This window comes from Nitratireductor mangrovi, assembly GCF_007922615.2.
Taxonomy (GTDB): Bacteria; Pseudomonadota; Alphaproteobacteria; order Rhizobiales; family Rhizobiaceae; genus Mangrovimarina; species Mangrovimarina mangrovi.
In genome coordinates this window covers 1,953,353-1,975,918 of the sequence record NZ_CP042301.2, presented here as the reverse complement: position 1 = coordinate 1,975,918, position 22,566 = coordinate 1,953,353, and the positions used below count along the sequence as shown (strand labels likewise).

Sequence of the window (22,566 nt, the reverse complement as noted above, 5' to 3'; positions counted from 1 at the left end):
ACACATTGTTCCGCGGCATAACAAAATTCGATATGCCGCGCCGGCGCGCTTGAAAAAGCGTGCGAACAGGCGCATCTAGAGGACCTGTCACACGGCCCGGGCCCCTCTGGCAGGCAAGGCGTTGCCTGTGATGTCGGACCGAACGACGAATGCGCTGACGCGGCGCTACGTGCAGCCTTTCAGATGATTGAACATGAGTGGCTTTGGCCCGGTTTTCTGGCCTTCGTCGCGGTCATTCTCATATTCGACCTTTTCGTGCTGCACCGCCGCGATCATGTGATCTCGACCCGCGAGGCCGCTTTGACGGTCGCCGGCTACGTATCGCTGGCGATGCTGTTCGCCGCCGGCATTTTCTGGTTCGCGGGCGCTGACCGCGGAGCCGAGTTCCTGACCGGCTACCTGGTCGAGCAAGCCTTGTCGCTCGACAACATCTTTGTCATCGCGCTCATCTTTGCCTATTTCCGGGTGCCGCCGGAAGCGCAGTACCGGGTGCTGTTTTACGGTATCGTCGGCGCGATCGTCATGCGCCTGTCGCTGATCGTCCCGGGTGTGAAGCTGGTCGACCAGTTCTTCGTGGTTGGCATGGCGCTCGGCGCGCTGCTGGTTTTTTCCGGCTACAAGATGATGATGTCGTCCGACGAGATGATCGATCCGGGCGAAAGCCGCGTCGTCAGGTTCCTGAAAAAGACCGGCCGCGTCACGCAGGAATATGAAGGGTCGCGCTTCTTTGTCCGCCGCCACGGCCTGCTCTACATGACGCCGCTTTTCGTGGTGCTGATGACCGTCGAGGTCACTGACCTTGTCTTCGCGGTCGATTCGATCCCGGCGGTTCTGGCGATCTCCAACGATCCGTTTATCGTGTTTTCCTCCAACGTCTTCGCGATCATGGGCCTCAGGGCGTTGTTCTTCGTCCTGTCAGGCATGATGCGTGAGTTCCATCACCTGAAGACCGGCCTTTCGCTGGTGCTGATCTTCATCGGCGCCAAGATGCTGCTGGCCCATTTCTACGAGATCCCCTCCACTGTCGCGCTCACCGTGACGGCGCTCCTGATCGTGGGATCGGTGGTGGCATCGATCCTGACTCGCGACAGGAAGCGCAGCGAAGCGCGCGGCTGAGGCCCGGCTACAGGTTCGGGCCCCCGCCTTTGTGACGTTTCGGCAACACTCTTTCCGTAAGCTCTGCGGTATATCGGATCAGGTGGCCGTTTGCCCCGATGCCGCCATAATGGAATCGCACCCCGAAAGCGCGGGTGCGGCGGGGTTGGAAGCTACCGCGGTTGCCCGTGAAGGGCGACGGGGCCAGAAAGAACGTAAGACCGATCGTGTACGACAGCGTTACTGCATACCACCACATTCCTTCGAAAGCGGCACGGGTCGCGGCCGAGGGCCGATTCGGTTGGGCAATGGCGCTGGTGAGCGGACGGTCTGATGGAAAACGACGGGAAGGCGCCGCTCGGCTGGCCGCCTTTTCGGACGGAAGAAGAAACGCGAAGTCATGCTGATGTCAGGTCGGACCAGACCGGTCCTGTTTGGTGCGTTCTTTGCGGCGGGTCTTGCCGCCGGCAACGCCTATGCCCTCGATCCGAACGCCATCAAGGAGAAAAGCCCGTGGGCTGTCTTCAAGTTCGGGTATTCAGCCTACCAGCAGGGCCACAAGGAAGAGGCCGTCGAGGCCTACCGCTACGCCGCCGAAAAGGGGCAGATCGGTGCGCGCTGGAAGCTGGCGCGGATGTATGCCGAGGGTGACGGCGTCGCGCGCGACGACTATGAGGCCTTCAAGGCTTTCAACGAAATCGTCCAGCAGGACGTCGCTCCGGGAAGTCCCGAGGAGAGCTACGTCTCGGATGCGCTGGTGGCGGTTGCCAATTATCTGCGCCGGGGCATTCCCGGCACCTCGGTGCGGGCCGATCCGATTGCCGCGCAGGAATATTACATGCGTGCGGCCGCCAACTACCGCAATCCCAATGCGCAGTACGAGATTGGCAGGATGTTCCTGAACGGCGAGGGCGTGCGCTCCAGCGTCAGGCAGGCCGGCCGCTGGCTGCAGCTTGCCGCCGAGAAGGGGCATGCCGGCGCGCAGGCGACGCTCGGCAATCTCTTGTTCCAGAGCGGCAAGGTCGTGAAGGGTCTGGCCATGATGACGGCTGCGCTCGAACGGGCAGCGCCCGCCGACCTGCCGTGGATACGTGGCATGCAGGAAGAGGCCTTTTCGCTCGCCGGCGAATCCGACCGGCGTACGGCGATCGCGCTTTCCGAAAACATGATCCGCAAGGGCGTCGGCAAGTAGCCGGCCAGAAACGCCTCGCCGCAATCGACAAGGTTGAGGCGGCTACTCCGGTAGAATCGGGCTCAGTCGGCGGGCAGAAGCTCGGCTGTTTTCAGCGGCTCCGGGGCAGGGGATGCAGGCCGCTCGTCGACCTGGCTCAACGGGCAGTCATCCTGCACCTTTTTCCATGCAGTGTTGTTGAGCACCTTGCCGCAGCGCGCCAGCCACGAGCCGCTCGAAAGCTTCAGGCAGACCAGTTCACCTTCCTGGTAACGCTGGCCATTGGCGACGCAGGTGCAGTCCGCCCGCGCCGTGGCGAGCGTCGCCATAGGGGCGATCAGCAGGACCGGAAGCAGGATCCATCGTCTCATGCACGCAGAATAGCACGATCCTGCGCATTTCCCCAATCGCAAGCGTTGAGCTTGCGATAGCCTGCTACCTCAGTTGAGTTCGATGACAACCGGCACGTGGTCGGACGGCTTTTCCCATGCGCGCACGTGCTTTTCCACCGAGGCCGCGGCGAGCCGGTCGGCGGCTTCCGGCGACAGCATCAGATGGTCGATGCGAATGCCGTTGTTCTTCTGCCAGGCGCCGGCCTGATAGTCCCAGAATGTGTAGAGCACGTCGTCGGTCGATGCGCGCACCGCGTCCGTGAAGCCGAGATTGGCCAGGCGCCGAAAGGCGCCGCGGCTTTCCGGCTGGAAAAGAGCGTCGTTGAGCCAGGCTTCGGGATTCTTCGCGTCTTCGGGCTGGGGGATCACGTTGTAGTCGCCGGCAAGCACGATCGGTTCTTCCAGCATCAGCCGGTCGGCGGCCCATCTCTCAAGCCGGTCCATCCAGGCAAGCTTGTAGAGAAATTTCTCCGATCCGAGCGGGTTACCGTTCGGAAGGTAGAGCGAGACGACCCGCAAAGCGCCGCGCTCGGTCGAAAACACGCCTTCCATGAAGCGCGCCTGTTCGTCGGAATCGTCGCCCGGCAGCCGCCGGTTGACTTCGTCGAAGCGCAGCTTTGACAGGATAGCGACGCCGTTGAAGCCTTTCTGGCCGTGGGTTTCGACGTGATAGCCGAGCGATTCGATCTCCATGCGGGGGAACTGGTCGTCGACGGATTTGATCTCCTGCAGGCAGGCAATGTCCGGCTGGCTTTCCTTAAGCCAGGTCAGGAGATTGTCGATGCGTGCCTTGACGCCGTTGATGTTCCACGTCGCGATTTTCATGAAACTGCAGCCGATCCTTTCGGGTCCCACTTCTTCGGACGTGCGGGGCGCATCAAAGGCGTCCCAGCCACCCGGACTTCTATCCTGATCACAAAGGCGTTGAGAAGAGGGGCACAGCGAGACGACTGACACAACGGGTGCGGTAGGCATCGTGGAAAAAGCCGCTCCCGTCGAGCGGCCTTTCAACGATTGCCCGACCGCGTCAGATCGAGAAGCTGGTTCCGCAGCCGCAGGAGGCGACAGCGTTCGGGTTCCTGATCTGGAACGACTGGCCCATGAGGTCGTCGACGAAGTCGATCACCGAGCCGCCCATATAGACCAGCGAAATCTCGTCAATGAGCACGGTCGCGCCGTTCTTCTCGATGGCGATATCGTCGTCGGCACGTGTGTCGGCGAGGTCGAAAGCGTAGGAAAAGCCCGAACAACCGCCGCCTTCCACAGAGACGCGCAAGGCGATCTTGCCCGGTTCGTCGCCGACGATCCGCGCGATCCGCGCGGCCGCCGCGTCGGTGAGTTCCACACCCTTCATTGCTGACTTTGCGTCGGCGCCCATCACGTCACCTTGAATTCGCAATCGCTCAATAGGTATGAAGCGCGTTATCGCAAGTCAACCGGCGGCCCATGTCCGACGACACGCAGACCTTTTCCGAGATCGGCCTCGGCTACCGGCCGCGCGCGCCCTATGCCTGCGACCCTGCAGGTACGCGCGGACGTTTCTATCCCGAGCCGGCCAGTCGCACCCGCACCGACTACCAGCGCGACCGCGACCGCATCGTCCATTCCACCGCCTTCCGCCGCCTGAAGCACAAGACCCAGGTCTTCATCGCTCACGAAGGCGACCATTTCCGCACCCGGCTGACCCATTCGATCGAGGTCGCGCAGATCGCGCGCGGACTGGCCCGGGCGCTCTGTCTCGACGAGGATCTGGCCGAGGCCGTCGCACTGGTGCACGATTTCGGTCATACGCCCTTCGGCCACACCGGCGAGGAGGCGCTAAACGAACGCATGGCCGCCTATGGCGGTTTCGATCACAACGCCCAGTCGTTGCGCATCGTTACCCGGCTTGAGAGCCGCTACGCCGAGTTCGAGGGGCTGAACCTGACCTGGGAAACGCTCGAGGGGCTGGTCAAGCACAACGGCCCGCTGCTCGATGTGGCTGGGGAGGGAATCGGTGGCCCGCTGCCGCGCATCGTGCGCGATTTCGACACGTTGTTTCCGCTCGACCTTGCCTCCCACGCCTCCCTCGAGGCGCAGGCAGCGGCGATCGCCGACGACATCGCCTATGACGCGCACGACATCGACGACGGGCTGCGGGCCGGGCTGCTGACGCTCGACATGCTGCTCGACGTGCCCTTCACGGCCGAGATCCTGACCGAGGTCAGGCAACGCTATCCGCGCCTCGACGCCGTTCGCACCGGCCATGAACTCACACGGCGGCAGATCACGCGCATGGTCGAGGACGTCATCCTGATGGCACGGGCGCGGCTCGACGATTTGCGGCCCGGTTCGCCTGGCGACGTTCGGGCGGCCGGCGAGACGATTTTTCGCTTCTCGGATGATTTTCGCGTGGCCGAACGTCAGTTGAAGGACTTTCTCTACGCCAATCTCTACCGCCATCCGGACGTCATGGCCGTGCGCGCCGGCGCCGAGCGGATCGTGCGCGACCTCTTCGATGCCTATTTCGCCGAACCGGCACAAATGCCGGAAGGCTGGCGCGAGGTACTGCGTCGCGCCGACGATACCGTCAAGGCGCGTCATGTCGCCGACTTCCTGGCCGGCATGACAGACACATACGCCATCAAGGAGCATCGACGGCTGTTTGACCGTACGCCCGAGATCGGATAGGCGTGCGCCCGACCGCGGCCACCCGGTCACATTTTCATCCGGACGCACAGACCATGAATATCTTTGCCGATTTTCGTGATCGGATCACGAAGGCCATCGAATCGCTTGATCTCGCGCCTGCCGCGGCGCAGGGGCTCGACTTTTCGCGTGTCACGGTCGAGCCGCCGCGCGACGCCGCTCATGGCGACCTCGCGACCAACGCCGCGATGGTGCTTTGCAAGGCCGTTGGCGAAAACCCTCGCGAGCTTGCCGGCCGCATTGCCGAGCGGCTGCGCGCCGAACCCGAAGTGGCGGCGGTCGATGTCGCCGGTCCGGGCTTCATCAACCTAACGCTGGATCACGGCTTCTGGCAGGCGCGGCTGCGCGAGATGCTCGCAGCGGGCGCGGACTATGGCCGCTCGTCGATCGGCGGCGGCCGCAAGGTCAATGTCGAATATGTCTCGGCAAATCCGACCGGCCCGATGCATGTCGGCCACTGCCGCGGCGCGGTGGTCGGCGACACGCTGGCCAATCTGATGGCGTTCGCCGGCTACGCCGTCACCAAGGAATATTACATCAACGACGCCGGCGCGCAGATCGACGTGCTCGCTCGATCGGCAATGCTGCGTTACCGCGAGGCGCTTGGCGAGACGATCGGCGAGATCCCTGCCGGGCTCTATCCGGGCGACTATCTCGTGCCGGTCGGCAAGGCGCTGGTCGAGGAGTTTGGCGAAACGCTGCTCGGCATGGCCGGCGACAAGGCACTGGCGCTGGTCAAGGACCGCACCATCGAGGCCATGATGGAGATGATCCGCGCCGACCTCGCCGCGCTCAACGTGCATCACGAGGTGTTCTTTTCCGAGCGCAGCCTGCATGCCGGCAATGGTGGCAAGATCCGTTCCGCGATCGCCGACCTGACGATGAGCGGCCATGTCTACAAGGGCAAGCTGCCGCCGCCCAAAGGCCAAAAGCCGGACGATTGGGAGGACCGCGAGCAGACCCTGTTCCGTTCGACCGATGTCGGCGACGACCTCGACCGGCCTTTGGTCAAGTCAGACGGTTCCTTCACCTATTTCGCCGCCGACGTCGCCTACATGAACGACAAGCATGCGCGCGGCTTCGAACAGCTCGTTTTCGTGCTCGGCGCCGATCATGGCGGCTATGTGAAGCGACTGCAGGCGCTGGGACGCGCCATCGGCGGCGACGCGCTCAGGATCGATGTGCTCCTGTGCCAGCTGGTCAAGCTTTATCGCGGCGGCGAGCCGGTACGCATGTCGAAACGCTCCGGCGATTTCATCACCTTGCGCGAGGTCGTGGACGAGGTCGGGCGCGATCCGATCCGCTTCATGATGCTTTACCGCAAAAACGACGCTCCGCTCGACTTCGACTTTGCCAAGGTGACCGAGCAGTCGAAGGACAACCCGGTCTTCTACGTCCAGTATGCCTCGGCGCGCTGCCACTCCGTGTTCCGGCAGGCGGCGGAGCAGTTCGGCGCGGATGCATTGACCCGGGATAGGCTCACGGCCGCAGTGCAACTGCTCGCCGACGAGGCCGAGATTGCCCTTGTCAAGAAGATCGCCGAATATCCGCGCCTGATCGAGAGTGCCGCGCAGGCGCACGAGCCGCACCGTATCGCCTTCTATCTCTACGACCTCGCCAGCCAGTTCCACGCCCTTTGGAACCGGGGCACCGACAACCCCGACTTACGGTTTATTAAGGTTAACGAACCAGAATTGACCAAGGCCAGGTTGGGATTGGTGCAGGCGGTCCTCGACGTTCTATCGTCCGGGCTGGGTCTCCTGGGAGCCGAAGCGCCGGAAGAAATGCGCTAGGCAAACCGGAAATACCTGTCACCTTTTGCCCACAATAGGCTGTTAACGGCCACAAACTCGCGCCGTTTTCAACGCGCGGACGAGTATTGAGTGCGGAAAAGGGCATGGCAGACCTCAAGCAGTTGAAGATCAGGCGCGATGACGACTTCGCCGAAGGCGATCCTCTCGCGGAACTGTCACGCATCATGGGGGTGCCGAAGCCGGGGGAGGAGGCCGAATTCGACGATTTCGGCATCGACCTCGAGCGCGAGCTTCTTGGCGAATTCGAAAAGGACGAAGCGGCCGAGTCGTCGCGGGTCATGGCGTTCCCAGACAGGACACCTGCGCCCGCGCCGACCAACGAGGTTCCTGACCTTGGAGCCGATTTCGAGGCGGAACTCGAAGCGGAATTCTCGGCGGCCTTCGGGGGGCACGATGTGGCCGACGAGCCGGCTGCCGAGCCCTACGCAGACCCGGGGCCGGAACCCGAACCGGAGGCGGCCGCGCAGATTGATTTCGAGGACTATTCACGGGCGGCCGTGGACATGGATTTCGGTGGCCCAACCGCCGAGCAGCCGCGTCATGCCGCGCCGGTTGCCGGGGCCGATGACGCCGTGCGGGCCGAGCCTGCAGGCCAGGCTGCGGAAAAGGTTGTAGATAGCCCGGCGCCGATGGAACCTGTGGTGCCCCAGCGGGCCGCCATGCCCGAGGTTCCGGCCGCTGCCCAGCGGGCCGAGGATTTCGATCCCTTCGCCGAACTGGCGGCGATGGCCAAGCGCTCGACGGACCAGCTTGCCGCCTCGCGAGGACAAGTCGCCGACAACGAGACAGTTGCCGAGGAACCTGTCGAAGTCGCATCGCAGGACGCCTCCAAGCCGCTGATCACCCTGGACGATCTGGAGCCCTTCGATCTCAATGCATCCGGCAAGGCCAATGCTCCGGAATTCGAGACGGTTGACGAGCAAGGGCCGGAAATGCCGGTTGAACAGGACCAGCCGCAGCAGGCCTTTGCCGATCCTTTTGAAGATGGCGAGCCGGCCACGGACGCCGTCGGGCAGGTCGACGGACTGCCGGGCAAGCGTTCTGACGCTGCCGCGGCATTCGTGCCGCACGCCGAGGACGATGATGCCGCCTCGGATGCCGAAAGCAACGTGTTCGAAGCGCAGGAAGCGCAGGACGTTGCGCATCACGGCGCCGCTGACCCGGAGTATCTTGCGGAGACGACACCCGAGGGAACGCACGACGACGACGCCGGCGCCGGCGCGCCCGATCCCGTGCTGGACGAGATCTTTGCGCATGGGTCTCCGTTTGCAGCAGCTGCGCCTGCGGCGGAAAAGCCCGACACGGATGAGCTGAGCGCGGATGAACTGAGCGCGGATGAGATCATCGACGATTCGGCCGCGATCGGTGCAACTGACGCGGACGTCATGTCCCCACCCTGGTCGACCTTGCCAACTGATGAACCGGTCGATCCGGCACCTGCCGAAGACGAGGAAGCCGCCCCTGCGGACCAGCTGCTCGCCGGCATCGAGCAAATGCTGCATAAGCCAGATGCAGGCTTTTCCGGCTTCGGAATGGACGAACCGCGCGCCCTGGATGAAGGCGGAGACGCACCCGTTTCCCTATACGACGAGGATGCGGATGACGTAGCGGGCGCTTCCGCGTCTGCGGCGGTCGGCTGGTCGAATGGGCCAGCCTCAGGTCCGGGATTCTCCGTCGCCGCAAGCGACTTCGACGGTTTGGAATTCGATACCGTCGAGGTGCCGGAACCGACGGTCGAACTTTCCGACGATGCCGGCATTCCCGAGCTTGCGCCGGATGAGCAGCCGCCGCATCTCGACCTCGCCGACGAACTCGACCTCGAATTCGCCGCAGCCTATGGCGATCTCGACACGCGCGTCGATGCTCGTCAGTCGCCCGTCTGGCATCGCGCCACCGATGCCGGTCCGCTGTCCATGCGAGGGCCGCTTCCGGCGACGGATGACGATGAACTGACGCCTGCGCATGCCGCCGTTGATGATGGCGGCTTTAAGGCCGATTTGCCGGGCCTGGACCTGCCGGATGATGATAGGGCCGCTGATTGGGCCGGGGCAACGGCAACGCAAGCCGCGACCGGGGTCGACTGGTCACAGGATCAACTGGCGCTCGGCGATGCCGATGATGCAGCCTTTGCCGCCGCTTTTGAAGAAGTCGAGGCGCTTGAGGCCGCGGCCGAGGAGCCGCGTTCCGGTCGGCGTGGGCTGCTGATTGCGGCCCTGGTCGCAGGCGTGGCCATCGTCGGCGGCGCTTCGGCGTTCTGGCTTTCATGGGGATCAGGCGATGGCGAGGCGCCACCGGCGCTGGTGCAGGCCGACCCTTCGCCGGTCAAGGTGCGGCCGGAGCAGCCTGGCGGCGTCACCGTGCCGAACGAGGACAAGATCGTCTACGAACGGGTTTCGGGCGGGGCCGAGGCCGAGGCGCCGGCGCAGGAAAAGCTTCTTTCCTCGCAGGAGGAACCGGTTGATCTCGCCGCGCGTACCGCCGGCGAGAGCCCCTCGGACGAACTTGCCGCGGCAGCGCCGCCCAAGTCCGAGGATCGAATCCTGCCCGAAGCCGACAATGGCTTGCCGATGGTCGTTGCCGAAGAGCCCGCGTTGGTGACGCCGCGTCGCGTTCGCACCATGATCGTCAAGCCTGACGGCACACTGGTACCGCGCGAGGAGCCGGCGGATGCCGCGCCGGAAGCCGGCGCTGCGGAGGCTGCCCCGACCGAGACCGCTGAAGTGCGCCAGGTGCTGCCTGGCGTCTCCGAACCGCTCCCGGGCACCGCCGAGGTGCCGGCCCGGCTGGTGCCGGCTGCCGAGGAAGTGGTCGAAACGGCGAGCGCCAAGCCTGAAGTGGCTGCGCCCGTGGAAGAAGCTGCTCCGGCTGCCGAAGAAGCAGCCCCGGAACCGGTCGAAGTCGCGTCGGCACCGGTCGAAGCGGAAAAGCCCGCGCCAGAGCCGGCCGCACCCGCCGCCAGTGAGCCGGTCGCCGAGGCCGCCGCACCGCCGCCTGCCGAAAGCACGACCGAAGCCGCCACGCCGCCTGTACGCAAGGTGGAGACGACCACGATCACGCGCGCGGACGTGCAGAAAGTGCCTGAACGCGGTCCGGTCGCGCCGACCCGTCCTTCCGACCAGCCGGTGGAGATCGTCGGCAACACGCGCGCCGCCGCCCAGGGCGAGACCCGCGTGGCGGCCCTTGATGAGACCGCTCCCAAGCCGGGCGAATGGTCGATGCAAATCGCGTCGCAGCCGTCGCCGGAGGCGGCCCGCGAGAGCTACGTCAATCTGGCCCGCCGCCACGGCGCCATCCTGAGCGGCCGCGGCGTCAACATCGTCAAGGCGGATATCGCCGGCAAGGGCACGTTCTGGCGGGTGCGGATCCCGGTCGGCACCCGCGGCGAGGCAACGAGCCTGTGCGAGCGCTACAAGTCGGCCGGCGGCAGTTGCTTCGTCGCCAGGTAGCAGCCGGCCGGAAGACGATTGCGGACCGGGTCGCGATGCGGCCCGGTTTCGCGTTTGAAAGGCCGGCCGGCCGCCGGCAGCTTGGTCAGTGCGCGGCAAGTCCTGCGAGGCTATGATCGCGCGATGAACGAATCAAAAGCGATGATCCTCGGCTGCGCCGGAACCTCCCTCTCGCCGGAGGAGGAGGCTTTCTATCGCCGCCACCGGCCCTGGGGTTTCATCCTTTTCGCGCGCAATATCGACAATGCCGAGCAGGTGCGGACCCTGGTGACGGCGTTGCGCGCCAGCGTCGACCGCGCCGGCGCGCCGGTCTTCATCGACCAGGAGGGGGGGCGTGTGCAGCGGCTGCGTCCGCCTCTGGCGCCCAACTACCCGGCCGCCGCGCTGATCGGCGCCATCTACGCCAGGGATCCCGAAGCGGGGTTGCGCGCGGCGTGGCTGATGTCGCGCCTGCATGCCTTCGATCTTGCCGGCTTCGGCATCAATGCAGACTGCCTGCCGGTCCTCGACGTGCCGGTCGAGGGCGCCCACGATGTCATCGGCCAGCGCGCCTACGCCAGGGAGCCAGGCGCGGTCGAGGCAATGGGCCGTGCGGCCGCGGCCGGGCTGATGGCCGGCGGCGTGCTGCCGGTGATGAAGCACATTCCCGGCCACGGCCGCGCCCGCGCCGACAGCCACATGGAACTGCCGATTGTCGATGCCTCGCTCGATGAGCTGCGAGCCCATGATTTTGCACCGTTCAAGGCGCTGAGCGACCTGCCGATGGCGATGACGGCGCATGTCGTCTACCGCGCCATCGATCCCGGCCACCCGTCCACCACCTCGGCGCGCGTGATCGCCGACATCATCCGCGGCGAGATCGGCTTCGACGGGCTCTTGATGAGCGACGACATTTCGATGAAAGCGCTTTCTGGGGATTTCGCCCAAAAAACCCGCGCCATTCTTGCGGCGGGCTGCGATGTGGTTCTTCACTGCAACGGCGTTTTGGACGAGATGCAGGACGTGGCCGAGGAGGCGCCGGTGCTTGCGGGCCGGGCGCTCGAGCGGGCCGACAGGGTGCTGTCGCTGCTTGCCCGTCCCGACGACAGCGATGAGGCGGGCTTGCGGGCGGAGTTCGCCGGCATGACCGACAGGGTGGCATAGGAAGAGCGGAACACGCGATTGGCAGGCGCGGAAAAAAAGGCAACGAACGGCGCGACCCCCATGGAGAAGCTGTGGGCGGAGAACGACGATGCGCGCGATCCATCCGCGCCGGCGCTGGTCGTCGACGTCGCCGGCTTCGAGGGCCCGCTCGACCTGTTGCTGCATCTGGCACGCAACCAGAAGGTCGACCTGGCGCGTATCTCGATCCTGGCGCTTGCCGAGCAATATCTGAAATTCATCGATGCGGCCCGCAAGTTGCGGCTCGAGGTTGCCGCCGACTACCTCGTCATGGCCGCCTGGCTGGCCTATCTGAAGTCACGTCTGCTCATCCCGAAGCAGGAAAGCGACGATGGCGAGAGCGGTGAGGAGCTGGCCGCGATCCTGCAGTTTCGCCTGAAGCGGCTGGAGGCTATGCGCGACGCCGCCACCCGGCTCATCAACCGCAACCGGCTCGGGCGTGACGTGATGGCGCGCGGCATGCCGGAGGCGGTGGTGCTGGAACGGCGTACCGAATTCTCGGCCTCGCTCTACGATCTCCTGGCGGCCTATGCGAGCCAGCGGCAGCGGCAGGCCGTCACCAATGTGCGCATCGCCAAGCGGGCGGTCTGGTCGCTTCAGGAGGCACGCGAGGTGCTTGCCCGTCTCGTTGGCGCGGTCCGCGACTGGACGGCACTCGACCGTTTCCTGATCGAATATCTGACCGCGCCGGAGGAGCGTGCCACCGCGCTCGCGAGTTCCTTTGCCGCGTCGCTCGAACTGGTGCGGGAAGGTGCGATCGAAATCCGGCAGGACGAACCCTTCGCCCCGCTCTACATGCGGTCGCGGCCGCGCAACCCGGCGCTCAACGAGGTGACGAATGTCTGACGCAAGTCACGCCAGCGCTTTTTCGCTGGCCCCGGATGAAGACGACCTCGCCGAGGCGGTTTCGAACGACAATCCCGCCGAACGGCTGCAACTGGTCGAGGCGATGCGCATGGCAGAGGCGATCGTGTTCGCCTCGGCCGAGCCGGTGACGGAGAAGGCGCTCGCCATGCGCATGCCGGAGGATGTGGACATTCCGGCGGTCATGGCAGAACTGCAGGCGCAGTACGAAAAGCGCGGCGTGAATCTCGTCCAGGTCGGAGAGGCATGGGCCTTCCGCACGGCCGGCGATCTTTCCTTTCTGATGAGCCGCGACGCGGTCCAGCAGAAGAAGCTGTCGCGCGCTGCGCTCGAGGTGCTCGCCATCATCGCCTATCACCAGCCGGTCACCCGCGCCGAGATCGAGGAAATCCGCGGCGTGGAGACCTCCAAGGGCACGCTCGACACGCTTATGGAGACGGGCTGGGTCCGGATGCGCGGCCGCCGCCGTACGCCCGGTCGCCCGGTCACCTACGGCACTACGATCGATTTCCTCGACCATTTCGGGCTCGCCGAACTGCGCGACCTGCCGGGCATGGACGAGTTGAAGGGCGCCGGGCTGTTGTCGGCACGCATGCCGGCCAGTTTCTCGGTGCCGGTGCCCCCGACCGATCCCGACGAACTCACCGAGGACGAGGACCCGCTGACCGACATCGACCTCGAGGAACTCGGCCTGTTGACACCCCGCGGCGGGGATGATTGACGGAAGCGTCGCTGCGTTTGGCGCCGGCGGCGCAAGCTGGTGGCGGCGGTCATATGGAACAGGCGGACAGCAAGCGGCCGGAGCCGGCTGAACGGGCAGGGCGCCTGCCCGCCGGCGTGTCCTTCGCCGCCCGACTCGCCTTCGACAATATCTGGCATTCCTTCAGCCGTACGGCCGAAACCCTGCGCGGGGTTTCGCTGACCGCTGAGCCGGGCGAGGTGCTTTGCCTGCTGGGTCCATCGGGTTCGGGCAAGACGACGCTGCTCAGGATCGCCGCCGGCATCGAGACCCAGACGCGCGGGCGGATCCTGCTCAACGACCGCGAGATCTCCGGCCCGAATGTCTTCGTTCCGCCGGAAAAGCGCTCGATCGGGCTGGTTTTCCAGGATTTCGCGCTGTTTCCGCACCTTTCCATCCTCGACAATGTGCGTTTCGGGCTGACCGCGCTGTCGCCCGCGGACGCCAGGCGCGAGGCGCTGGCCGCGATCGCCCGCGTCGGCCTCACCCACCACGCGCATTCCTTTCCGCACATCCTTTCGGGCGGCGAGCAGCAGCGCGTGGCGCTTGCCCGCGCGCTGGCGCCGCGGCCGGCGGTTCTTCTGCTCGACGAGCCGTTCTCCGGGCTCGACTCGCGGCTGAAGGACACCGTGCGCGCCGAGACGCTCGCCATCCTGCGCCAGAGCAGGGCAACCGCGATCGTGGTGACACATGATGCCGAGGAAGCGATGCGCATGGGCGACCGCATCGCGCTTCTGAAAGACGGGCGGCTGGTCCAGGTCGGGCCGGCCGAGACGCTGTTCCAGAACCCGGCCGACCTTTTCGTTGCCGGCTTCTTCTCCGAACTCAACCTGTTCGACGCGACCGCCCGCGACGGCTGGGTCGAGACGCCGCTCGGCAAGTTCCCCGCGCCGAGCTTCGCCGGTATCGCGCCGGTGACCGTCGCCATCCGCCTTGAAGGCATCGAGGCGCAGGAAAAGAATGGCGAGACCGAAGCAAGGGTGATATCCCGGCGCTTCCTGGGCGAGGCCGAGGCGCTGGAGCTTGCAGTTCCGGGCGCCGACGAGCCAGTCCGGGCACGAATAAGGCGCGGCGTGTTGCCGCCCGGCCTGCGCGACATCTGGCTTACGGTGCGAAAGTCTGATGTGCTTGTGTTTGAAAGGCAGGCGGAAAACGCCTAAATCAGAGAACGAAACGCGTTCAAAAAAGGGTTTGAAATGGGAACCTTCTCGATCTGGCACTGGCTTATCGTGCTCGTGGTCGTGCTGCTGCTGTTCGGGCGCGGCAAGATTCCGGAGCTGATGGGCGACATGGCCAAGGGCATCAAGAGCTTCAAGAAGGGCATGTCCGACGAGGACGAGGCGGCCAACGCCAAGACCGTCGAGCATCGCGACGACGAAGCGCCGAAGGAAAAGGCATCGAAGTCCTGACGAGGCGCCCGACCGGCTGGTGGTGCGCGACATTCGATCCCCGCTCGATTACGGGCTCGTAACCGAACCACTGAACGCCGTCGGCCGGAACAGATAAGCCATGTTCGACATCGGTTGGCCGGAAATGCTCGTGATCGCGATCGTGCTGATCGTGGTCGTGGGGCCGAAAGACCTGCCGCGAATGCTGCGTACATTCGGGCGGACGACGACCAAGCTGCGTTCGATGGCGGGCGACTTCCGCAAGCAGTTCGACGAGGCGCTGAAGGAGGCCGAACTCGACGACGTCAAGTCGACCATCGACAGCGCCCGCAAGCTGAACCCGACTTCGGAGATCAAGAAGGCGCTCAATCCGATGGAAAAGGCGGCCGCCGACGTGCGCGCCGGGCTTGACGACCTGATGAAGCCGCAGCCGGCGAAGACGCAGGCGCCCGACGCGCCGGCGCAGGCCACCGCACCGGCCAAGGCCGGCGCCACCGCGATGCCGGGCGAGGGGACCGCGTCCGCCGCGAAGGCGGCCGACGGAGCCGCCGCTGCTGCGTCAGGCGGCGCTTCCGCCAAGACCGCGGCCACCGGGGCGGCGTCTTCCAAGACGACCTCCGCTGCAAAGGCCGGCGGCAACGGCGCTGCCAAGGCCCCGGCCAAGGGCACGTCGAAAACGGCTGCCAAGAAGACGGCCGCGGCGAAGCCCGCCGCGTCGAAACCTGCTCCGGCGAAAAAGCCTGCCGAGAAGAAACCGGCGGCGACGAAGAAAACCGGGGCGACATCGTGAACGTTCACGACGACGATATCGACAAGTCATCGGCCCCGCTGATGGATCACCTGATCGAGTTGCGCCAGCGGCTGATGTGGTCGATCGGCGGCTTCTTCGTCGCCTTCCTGATCTGCTTCTTCTTCGCCCGCGACATCTTCAACCTTCTGGTGATCCCGTTCCAGTGGGCGACGAACTGGGCCGGGCTCGATTCCGACAAGGTCGACCTGATCTACACGGCCCCGCAGGAGTTCTTCTTCACCCAGATCAAGCTCGCCATGTTCGGCGGGCTGGTGATCGCCTTCCCGGTGATCGCCGCGCAGATCTACAAATTCGTCGCGCCGGGGCTCTACCGCAACGAGCGCCGCGCTTTCATGCCGTTCCTGATCGCCTCGCCGATCCTGTTCCTGATCGGCGGCGCGCTGGTCTATTTCTTCTTCACCCCGATGGTGATGTGGTTCTTCCTGTCGATGCAGCAGGTTGGCCCCGACACCGAGATCCAGATCTCGCTGTTGCCGCGGGTGTCGGAATATCTGGGTCTGATCATGACCCTGATCTTTTCCTTCGGGCTGGTCTTCCAGCTGCCGGTGGTGACCACGCTGATGGCCCGCGTCGAGCTCCTGACCTCGACCGGCCTTGCCGACAAGCGCAAATACGCCATCGTCTTCGCCTTCATCGTCGCCGCCATCCTCACCCCGCCCGACCCGGTGAGCCAGCTCGGCCTCGCCCTGCCGACGATCCTGCTCTACGAGGTCTCGATCTGGCTCGCCCGCATGGTCGAGAAGAAGCGCGAGGAAGAGCGCGCCGAACGCGAGAAGGCCGAGGCGGAGGAGGAAAGCGCGGCAGCGGGCGAGAAACAGGAGGACGGCGCGCCGAGCGCCTGACGGCCTGCGCCATTGTCCGGCACGCTGAATGGCCGGGCGCACTTGCTTCATTTCGGTTTGCGGTTTACCCCCTCATCCGGCCGCTCCGCGGCCACCCTCTCCCCGAGGGGAGAAGAGGCAGGCGGAGACGCTGCCGACCTCCTCTCCCCGGCGGGGAGAGGGTGGCCGAGCGAAGCGGAGGCCGGGTGAGGGGGCAATCTCCTCGCCATCGCCTATCAGGGACGTCCTCGACATGCTCGACATCAGATGGATTCGCGAAAACCCGCAGGCCCTTGCCGAGGCGCTTCAAAAGCGCGGCTGGTCGGCAGACGAGTCGCGCTCCGCGGTCGACGATCTGGTGGCGAAGGACGAGGCGCGCCGCGCGCATCTGACCGAACTGCAGCAGAAGCAGGAGCGCCGCAACGCCGCCTCCAAGGAGATCGGCAAGGCGATGGCGCAAAAGGACCTCGAGCTGGCCGAACGGCTCAAGCAGGAGGTCGCCGCGATCAAGAGTTTCGTCCAGGAGGGAGAGGCCAGGGAGCGCGAGTTCGACAAGGCGCTGAGCGATGCGCTGGCGGTGCTGCCCAATGTGCCGCTCGATGACGTGCCGGTGGGCAAGGACGAAAACGACAACGTCCAAGTCCGCCGCGTCGGCGAACCGGCGCGCGCCAGTTCGGCCAGAGAGCATTTCGAGATCGGCGAGGCGCTCGGCCTGATGGATTTCGAGCGCGCGGCCAAGCTTTCCGGCAGCCGCTTCACGGTGCTCAAGGGGCAACTGGCACGGCTCGAGCGCGCGCTCGGCCAGTTCATGCTCGACCTGCACACGACCGAGCACGGCTATCTGGAGGTGCAGCCGCCGTTGCTGGTGCGCGACGACGCATTGTTTGGCACGGGGCAGTTGCCGAAGTTCGGCGAGGACCTCTTCTTTGCTCCACACTCAGGTGCCCGTCTTGGCCTCATCCCCACCGCCGAAGTCCCGCTCACCAACCTCGTGCGCGAGGAAATCCTCGAAGCGAAGGACCTGCCGCTGCGCTTCACGGCGCTGACGCCGTGCTTCCGTTCCGAGGCCGGCTCGGCCGGCAAGGACACGCGCGGCATGCTGCGCCAGCATCAGTTCTACAAGGTCGAACTGGTGTCGATCACCGACGAGAAGAGCTCGCTGGACGAACACGAGCGCATGACGGCCTGCGCCGAGGAGGTGCTGAAGCGCCTCGGCCTGCCCTACCGCACCGTGGTCTTGTGCACCGGCGACATGGGTTTCGGCGCGCGCAAGACCTACGACATCGAGGTCTGGCTGCCCGGCCAGAACGCCTATCGCGAGATCTCGTCCTGCTCGGTCTGCGGCGACTTCCAGGCCCGCCGCATGGACGCGCGTTACCGCCCAGAGGGTGAAAAGCAGACCCGCTTCGTGCACACGCTCAACGGCTCGGGCACGGCGGTCGGCCGGGCGCTGATCGCGGTCATGGAAAACTACCAGAACGCCGACGGCTCGGTCACCATTCCTGAAGCATTGCGCCCTTACATGGGTGGCCTCGAGAGGATTGGCTGAACCGATGCGCATTCTCTTAACCAATGACGACGGCATCCATGCCGAGGGGCTCCAGGTGCTGGAGCGTATCGCGGCGACCCTGTCCGACGACATATGGGTGGTGGCGCCCGAGACCGACCAGTCCGGGTTCGCGCACTCGCTGTCGCTCTCCGAGCCGCTCCGGATGCGCAAGCTCGACGATCGCCATTACGCGCTGCGCGGCACGCCGACCGACTGCGTCATCATGGGCGTTCGGAAGATCATGCCGGAGCCGCCGGACCTCGTGCTTTCCGGCGTCAATTCGGGCGGCAACCTTGCCGACGACGTCACCTATTCCGGGACGGTCGCCGGCGCCATGGAGGGCGCCCTGGTCGGCGTCCGTTCGATCGCGCTGTCGCAGGCCTACAATTTCCGCGACGACGAGCGCATCGTGCCCTGGCATGTCGCCGAAGGGCTGGCGCCGAAGCTTCTGAAGAAGCTGGTCGCCATGGATCTGCCCGAAGGCGTCTTCCTCAACGTGAACTTCCCCAATTGCGAGCCGGAGGCGGTTCTGGGCACCCGTGTCACCGCGCAGGGCAAGCTCTTGCACGGGCTTTGGATCGACGAGCGCCGCGACGGCCGCAACTTTCCCTATTACTGGCTGCGCTTCGGCCGCCAGCCTTCCGAGGTGCGCGAGGGAAGCGATCTTGCCGCCGTGCGCGACAATTACGTCTCCGTCACGCCGCTCAAGCTCGACCTCACGGCACACGAGGTCAAGGACAGGCTGGAGAAGGCGATCGCATGAACCGGCCCGTCGACGACCGCGAAGGCTTTGCCGCCTTCCTGTTGCGCATCCGCGCCCGCGGCGTCGACGACAAGCGATTGATTTCGGCGATCGAATCGGTACCGCGACGGGGCTTCGTCTCGGGCCAGTGGCAACCGGTCGTGTGGTCCGACCGCATGATCCCGATCGAATGCGGCGAGACGCTGGAAGGCATCGACCTGCAGGCGCAGATCATCCACGCGCTCGAACTCGAGGAACATCACCGCGTGCTCGAGATCGGCACCGGGTCGGGCTATTCCGCCGCGGTGATGTCACGTCTCGCCGGCCGGGTGGTGACGGTCGACCACTACAAGACGCTGACCGCGCAGGCGCGCCACCGCTTCGAGGCACTGGGCATCGGCAATATCATTGCCCGTCAGGCCGACGCCGCGAACGGGCTTGCCGGCGAGGGGCCGTTCGACCGCATCGTGTCGTGGGCAGCCTTTGCCGCGCTTCCGCGCCAGTTTGTCGACCAGCTCTCCTCAGGCGGTATCATGATCACGCCGATCGGCGGTCCGGAGGAAGAGCAGGCGCTTGCCCGCCTGCAAAAGGTCGGCAGCCGGTTCGACCGCGCCGACATCGGCGTCGTGCGTTTCCAGCCAGTGCTTTCGGGCGTTGCCGCCGTCATCTGAACGGCCCACGCAAGTTTTTTCCACGAATCCGCCCGCAAACCGCCTGCTCTTAACGACGCAGTAAGATTAACACGCTTTAATTTTAGGCAAGTGAGGTTCCGTAACGGGTACACGCGGGTAGTGTGATGCGTATCAGTGTAATGGGTATGGCGGGGCGCGATTGCGCTCGCTGGGCGGCGATCCTGGCCGCCGGCACGTTCCTGGCGGGTTGCAGCTCCGGCGTTTCCCGCTTCGACGAAGAAATCTTCACCGGTTCCACCGACAACCAGCGCGCCATCATCGGCGATGCGCTCGACCAGCCGTTCCCCGGCGATGTCCGTCCCAAGCCGGTACCGGTCGACGGCACCTATACCGGTTCGGTCAACCGCGCCGCGGTCGAGCCGGTTCAGGTGGCCCGCGCCGATGTCCGCCGCGAGGAACTGCAGCCGGTCGCGCGCCAACCGCTGCCGGCCAAGCCGCAAGAGACGAGCCGCGCGGCGCCGCAGGCGACGCCCATGCCGGCCGACCGTGGATTGGACCGGACCGTCACCGGGACTGCTGCGCCGCGTCCGGCGCCCGCGGCCGTCGAGACCGCTGTGGCGGGTGAGGGTGGGCAGGCGGGCTGGTCGCGCGCCGGCGGCACGCAGGTGACGATCCGCGAGGGCGAGACGCTCTACAATCTGTCGCGCCGCTTCGGAGTGCCGGTCAAGGCGATCATGACCGTCAACGGCCTGACGTCGGCGAACGACCTGACCGCCGGGCAGAAGGTGGTCATTCCGACCTATGTCTATTCGCGCAAGGCGCCGGTCTCGGCGCCCGATGCCAATCCCAACGTGATGGAGGCGAAGTCGTCGCGCGGCTCGCGCTATGACGTGCCGGCCGACGAGGTGCCGCTGCCGTCGCCGACGCCGGCGCGCGATGTCGCGATCCTGCCGCAGACGCCGAAGCCCAAGGAACGCACGGCGGTCGCCGACGCGACCAATGTCGACACGGCGAAGAAGGCTGCGCCGGCGGGTGATGGCGGTCTCTACACCGTGGTTTCCGGCGACACGCTTTACGCCATCGCCAAGCGCCACGGCGTGACCACAGCAAGCCTGAAGACGGCGAACGGGCTTTCCGACGGTGTGCTGCAGATCGGCCAGAAACTGCGCATTCCGGCTGCGGGCGAGACCGTGGTCGCGACTGCCGACAACGTTGATCCGGTCAAGACTGCCTCGACGCCGCAGAAGGCCGATAGCCCGGTGAGCGCCTACACGCCACCGAGCGGCGAGACCGCCGAGGCAGGCGAATCCGCCAAGGCGATCGAGGAGACGGTGACAAAGAGCGCGGCGATCGCGCCCGAGGCGACCGGCGTGGAGCGCATGCGCTGGCCGGTGCGCGGCCGGGTAATCGCCGGCTACGGCCGCACCGCCGGCGCCAAGCCGAATGACGGCATCGATATCGCGGTTCCCGAAGGCACCTCGGTGAAGGCTGCCGAAAATGGCGTCGTCATCTATGCCGGCGACGGCCTCAAGGAGTTCGGCAACACGGTACTGGTGCGCCACGAGGACGGGCTGGTGACCGTTTACGGCCATGCCAGCGAGCTCAAGGTGGCGCGCGGCGACAAGGTGCGGCGCGGCCAGGAGATCGCGCGTTCCGGCATGAGCGGTGCTGCCGACCTGCCGAAGCTGCACTTCGAGGTCCGCAAGGACTCGGTGCCGGTCGATCCGAGCGGTTACCTCGAATAGCGCAACAAGAAAAAGAACGAAGTCAGCGGGTCACCCGCCTCCAGTCGGACCCGCCAGCTTCGCCCGTCCCCGCAAAGGGACGGGCGATTTCGTGGCGGCGGTTGCTGCTAACCGAGTTTCTGGCCGAGGCGCCCGGCGAGGTCCTGCACGAACTGCCAGGCGACGCGACCGGAGCGCGCGCCGCGCGTCGTTGCCCATTCCAGCGCCTCGGCGCGCAAGGCGTCGGCGTCGATCGTCAGCCCGTAATGGCCGACATAGCCCGAAACCATCTCCAGATAGTCGTCCTGCGAGCATTTGTGGAAGCCGAGCCAAAGGCCGAAGCGGTCCGACAGCGACACTTTCTCCTCGACCGCCTCTGACGGGTTGATCGCCGTCGAGCGCTCGTTCTCGATCATGTCGCGCGGCAACAGGTGGCGACGGTTGGAGGTGGCGTAGAAGATGACGTTCTCCGGGCGGCCCTCGACGCCGCCTTCGAGCGCGGCCTTCAGCGACTTATACGAGGTGTCGTCGTGATCGAAGGAAAGGTCGTCGCAAAAGAGGATGAAGCGGTGCGGTGCGGCCTTCACCAGGGCGAGAAGCGCCGGCAAGGTGTCGATGTCCTCGCGGTGGATCTCGATCAGCCGCAGCGCGTCGTCGCGCCCTTCGTTCACTTCGGCATGGGCGGCCTTGACCAGTGACGACTTGCCCATGCCGCGCGCGCCCCACAAAAGCACGTTGTTGGCCGGAAAGCCGTCGGCGAAGCGGTGCGTGTTGTCGACGAGGATGTCGCGCACCCGGTCGACGCCGCGGATCAGCGACAGATCGACACGGTTGACCCGCTCGACCGGTGCCAGCGTTCCCGTCTCGGCCTGCCACACGAAGCAGTCGGCGCTCGTGAAGTCGGGCGTTGGCGCCGGTGTTGGCGCCAGCCGCGACACCGCCTCGATCAGCCGGTCGAGCTTGGCGCTGAGGGTTTCGGTCGTGTCGCGAGCCATGCGGTGAATTCCATTCCCGTTTTTGGCGCTCTAGCACGCGGTTGCGGCCGGCAAAAGCGTCGCCGCGGCCCGTTGATCCGGTTGCATTGGAGGCGCTAGAGACTATATTCCGCCCACCTTGGGCCGGGGCGCTTCGCGCACGGTCCGCGTTCTCAGGAGAATTTGATGCTCGTGACACCGGCTTATGCGCAGACAGGAGGAGCGGGCGGCCCCGACATGCTGATCAGCATCCTGCCCTTCGTGCTGATCTTCGTGATCATGTATTTCCTCATCATTCGCCCGCAGCGGCAGCAGATGAAGAAGCGCCAGGAGATGCTGACGGCCATCCGCCGCGGCGATTCGGTGGTGACGGGTGGCGGCCTTCTCGGCAAGGTGACGAAGGTCATCAACGACAACGAGCTCGAGGTCGACCTCGGCGGCGGCGTCAAGGTCACCGCAGTGCGCGGCACCATCGCCGAAGTGCGCGTGAAGGGCGAGCCGGTCGCCAACCAGAACGCCAAAAAATAAACCCAAAGCGGGCGGCAAGCTGTCCTT

Annotated in this window: 21 protein-coding genes; 17 read left to right on the top strand and 4 right to left on the bottom strand. The window is 65.6% G+C overall.

From position 1 onward, the window contains the following. Nucleotides 1–183 precede the first annotated feature (183 nt). Nucleotides 184–1,116 (top strand): TerC family protein, encoded by a 933-nt coding sequence (locus FQ775_RS09735; protein WP_146297881.1) that lies wholly within the window; start codon nucleotides 184–186, stop codon nucleotides 1,114–1,116. Between the two features lie 379 nt (nucleotides 1,117–1,495). Continuing rightward, nucleotides 1,496–2,287, top strand: a complete 792-nt coding sequence (locus FQ775_RS09730; RefSeq protein WP_146297880.1) for a tetratricopeptide repeat protein — start codon at nucleotides 1,496–1,498, stop codon at nucleotides 2,285–2,287. Nucleotides 2,288–2,349: 62 nt separating this feature from the next. On the opposite strand, the gene FQ775_RS09725 is transcribed toward FQ775_RS09730, so the two are convergent. The 3 genes from FQ775_RS09725 to erpA all read right to left on the bottom strand — a co-directional run bounded on the left by FQ775_RS09725 (nucleotide 2,350) and on the right by erpA (nucleotide 4,036). Next, entirely contained in the window at nucleotides 2,350–2,637 is a 288-nt protein-coding gene (locus FQ775_RS09725; RefSeq protein WP_146297879.1) for a hypothetical protein, read from the bottom strand. Between the two features lie 69 nt (nucleotides 2,638–2,706). Further along, nucleotides 2,707–3,483, bottom strand: a complete 777-nt coding sequence (gene xth, locus FQ775_RS09720; RefSeq protein WP_146297878.1) for an exodeoxyribonuclease III — start codon at nucleotides 3,481–3,483, stop codon at nucleotides 2,707–2,709. Nucleotides 3,484–3,685: 202 nt separating this feature from the next. Continuing rightward, entirely contained in the window at nucleotides 3,686–4,036 is a 351-nt protein-coding gene (gene erpA / locus FQ775_RS09715) for an iron-sulfur cluster insertion protein ErpA (RefSeq protein WP_146297877.1), read from the bottom strand. 68 nt (nucleotides 4,037–4,104) lie between these two features. Between erpA and FQ775_RS09710 the strand changes: the two genes are divergently transcribed. The 14 genes from FQ775_RS09710 to FQ775_RS09645 all read left to right on the top strand — a co-directional run bounded on the left by FQ775_RS09710 (nucleotide 4,105) and on the right by FQ775_RS09645 (nucleotide 21,058). Beyond that, nucleotides 4,105–5,328, top strand: a complete 1,224-nt coding sequence (locus FQ775_RS09710) for a deoxyguanosinetriphosphate triphosphohydrolase (RefSeq protein WP_146297876.1) — start codon at nucleotides 4,105–4,107, stop codon at nucleotides 5,326–5,328. A gap of 53 nt (nucleotides 5,329–5,381) precedes the next feature. Further along, complete coding sequence (gene argS, locus FQ775_RS09705; RefSeq protein WP_146297875.1) at nucleotides 5,382–7,139, top strand: arginine--tRNA ligase; 1,758 nt, start codon at nucleotides 5,382–5,384, stop codon at nucleotides 7,137–7,139. A gap of 104 nt (nucleotides 7,140–7,243) precedes the next feature. Next, on the top strand, nucleotides 7,244–10,606 hold the full coding sequence (locus FQ775_RS09700) for an SPOR domain-containing protein (RefSeq protein WP_146297874.1): 3,363 nt from the start codon (nucleotides 7,244–7,246) through the stop codon (nucleotides 10,604–10,606). Nucleotides 10,607–10,729: 123 nt separating this feature from the next. Beyond that, nucleotides 10,730–11,749 carry a beta-N-acetylhexosaminidase gene (nagZ, locus tag FQ775_RS09695; protein WP_146297873.1) on the top strand — a complete coding sequence of 340 codons (1,020 nt, stop codon included), beginning with the start codon at nucleotides 10,730–10,732 and terminating at the stop codon, nucleotides 11,747–11,749. 60 nt (nucleotides 11,750–11,809) lie between these two features. Further along, nucleotides 11,810–12,613, top strand: a complete 804-nt coding sequence (locus FQ775_RS09690; protein WP_146297872.1) for a segregation and condensation protein A — start codon at nucleotides 11,810–11,812, stop codon at nucleotides 12,611–12,613. After that, nucleotides 12,606–13,352, top strand: coding sequence for an SMC-Scp complex subunit ScpB (gene scpB, locus FQ775_RS09685; RefSeq protein ID WP_146297871.1), 747 nt, complete (start codon nucleotides 12,606–12,608; stop codon nucleotides 13,350–13,352). Before FQ775_RS09690 ends, scpB begins: the two co-directional genes overlap by 8 nt. Before the next feature lie 53 nt (nucleotides 13,353–13,405). Beyond that, nucleotides 13,406–14,530: an ABC transporter ATP-binding protein gene (locus tag FQ775_RS09680; protein ID WP_146297870.1), complete on the top strand. Its 1,125-nt coding sequence runs from the start codon at nucleotides 13,406–13,408 to the stop codon at nucleotides 14,528–14,530. 36 nt (nucleotides 14,531–14,566) lie between these two features. Then, the gene (locus tag FQ775_RS09675; RefSeq protein ID WP_146297869.1) at nucleotides 14,567–14,779 is read left to right on the top strand and encodes a twin-arginine translocase TatA/TatE family subunit; all 213 of its coding nucleotides are present in this window, start codon (nucleotides 14,567–14,569) and stop codon (nucleotides 14,777–14,779) included. 100 nt (nucleotides 14,780–14,879) lie between these two features. After that, entirely contained in the window at nucleotides 14,880–15,548 is a 669-nt protein-coding gene (tatB, locus tag FQ775_RS09670; protein ID WP_146297868.1) for a Sec-independent protein translocase protein TatB, read from the top strand. Beyond that, entirely contained in the window at nucleotides 15,545–16,411 is an 867-nt protein-coding gene (gene tatC / locus FQ775_RS09665; protein WP_167812881.1) for a twin-arginine translocase subunit TatC, read from the top strand. The genes tatB and tatC overlap by 4 nt, the downstream gene beginning before the upstream one ends. Nucleotides 16,412–16,643: 232 nt before the next feature. Continuing rightward, nucleotides 16,644–17,939 (top strand): serine--tRNA ligase, encoded by a 1,296-nt coding sequence (serS, locus tag FQ775_RS09660; RefSeq protein WP_146297867.1) that lies wholly within the window; start codon nucleotides 16,644–16,646, stop codon nucleotides 17,937–17,939. A 4-nt stretch (nucleotides 17,940–17,943) separates the two neighbouring features. Beyond that, entirely contained in the window at nucleotides 17,944–18,702 is a 759-nt protein-coding gene (gene surE, locus FQ775_RS09655; RefSeq protein WP_146297866.1) for a 5'/3'-nucleotidase SurE, read from the top strand. Next, entirely contained in the window at nucleotides 18,699–19,352 is a 654-nt protein-coding gene (locus FQ775_RS09650) for a protein-L-isoaspartate(D-aspartate) O-methyltransferase (RefSeq protein ID WP_146297865.1), read from the top strand. Before surE ends, FQ775_RS09650 begins: the two co-directional genes overlap by 4 nt. A gap of 125 nt (nucleotides 19,353–19,477) precedes the next feature. After that, nucleotides 19,478–21,058, top strand: coding sequence for a peptidoglycan DD-metalloendopeptidase family protein (locus FQ775_RS09645; protein WP_146297864.1), 1,581 nt, complete (start codon nucleotides 19,478–19,480; stop codon nucleotides 21,056–21,058). Between the two features lie 107 nt (nucleotides 21,059–21,165). Here the strand turns inward: FQ775_RS09645 and FQ775_RS09640 are convergent, their stop codons facing one another. Next, entirely contained in the window at nucleotides 21,166–22,032 is an 867-nt protein-coding gene (locus FQ775_RS09640) for an ATP-binding protein (RefSeq protein ID WP_146297863.1), read from the bottom strand. A gap of 165 nt (nucleotides 22,033–22,197) precedes the next feature. On the opposite strand from FQ775_RS09640, the gene yajC reads away from it, so the two are divergent. After that, on the top strand, nucleotides 22,198–22,539 hold the full coding sequence (gene yajC, locus FQ775_RS09635; RefSeq protein WP_146297862.1) for a preprotein translocase subunit YajC: 342 nt from the start codon (nucleotides 22,198–22,200) through the stop codon (nucleotides 22,537–22,539). Nucleotides 22,540–22,566 lie beyond the last annotated feature (27 nt).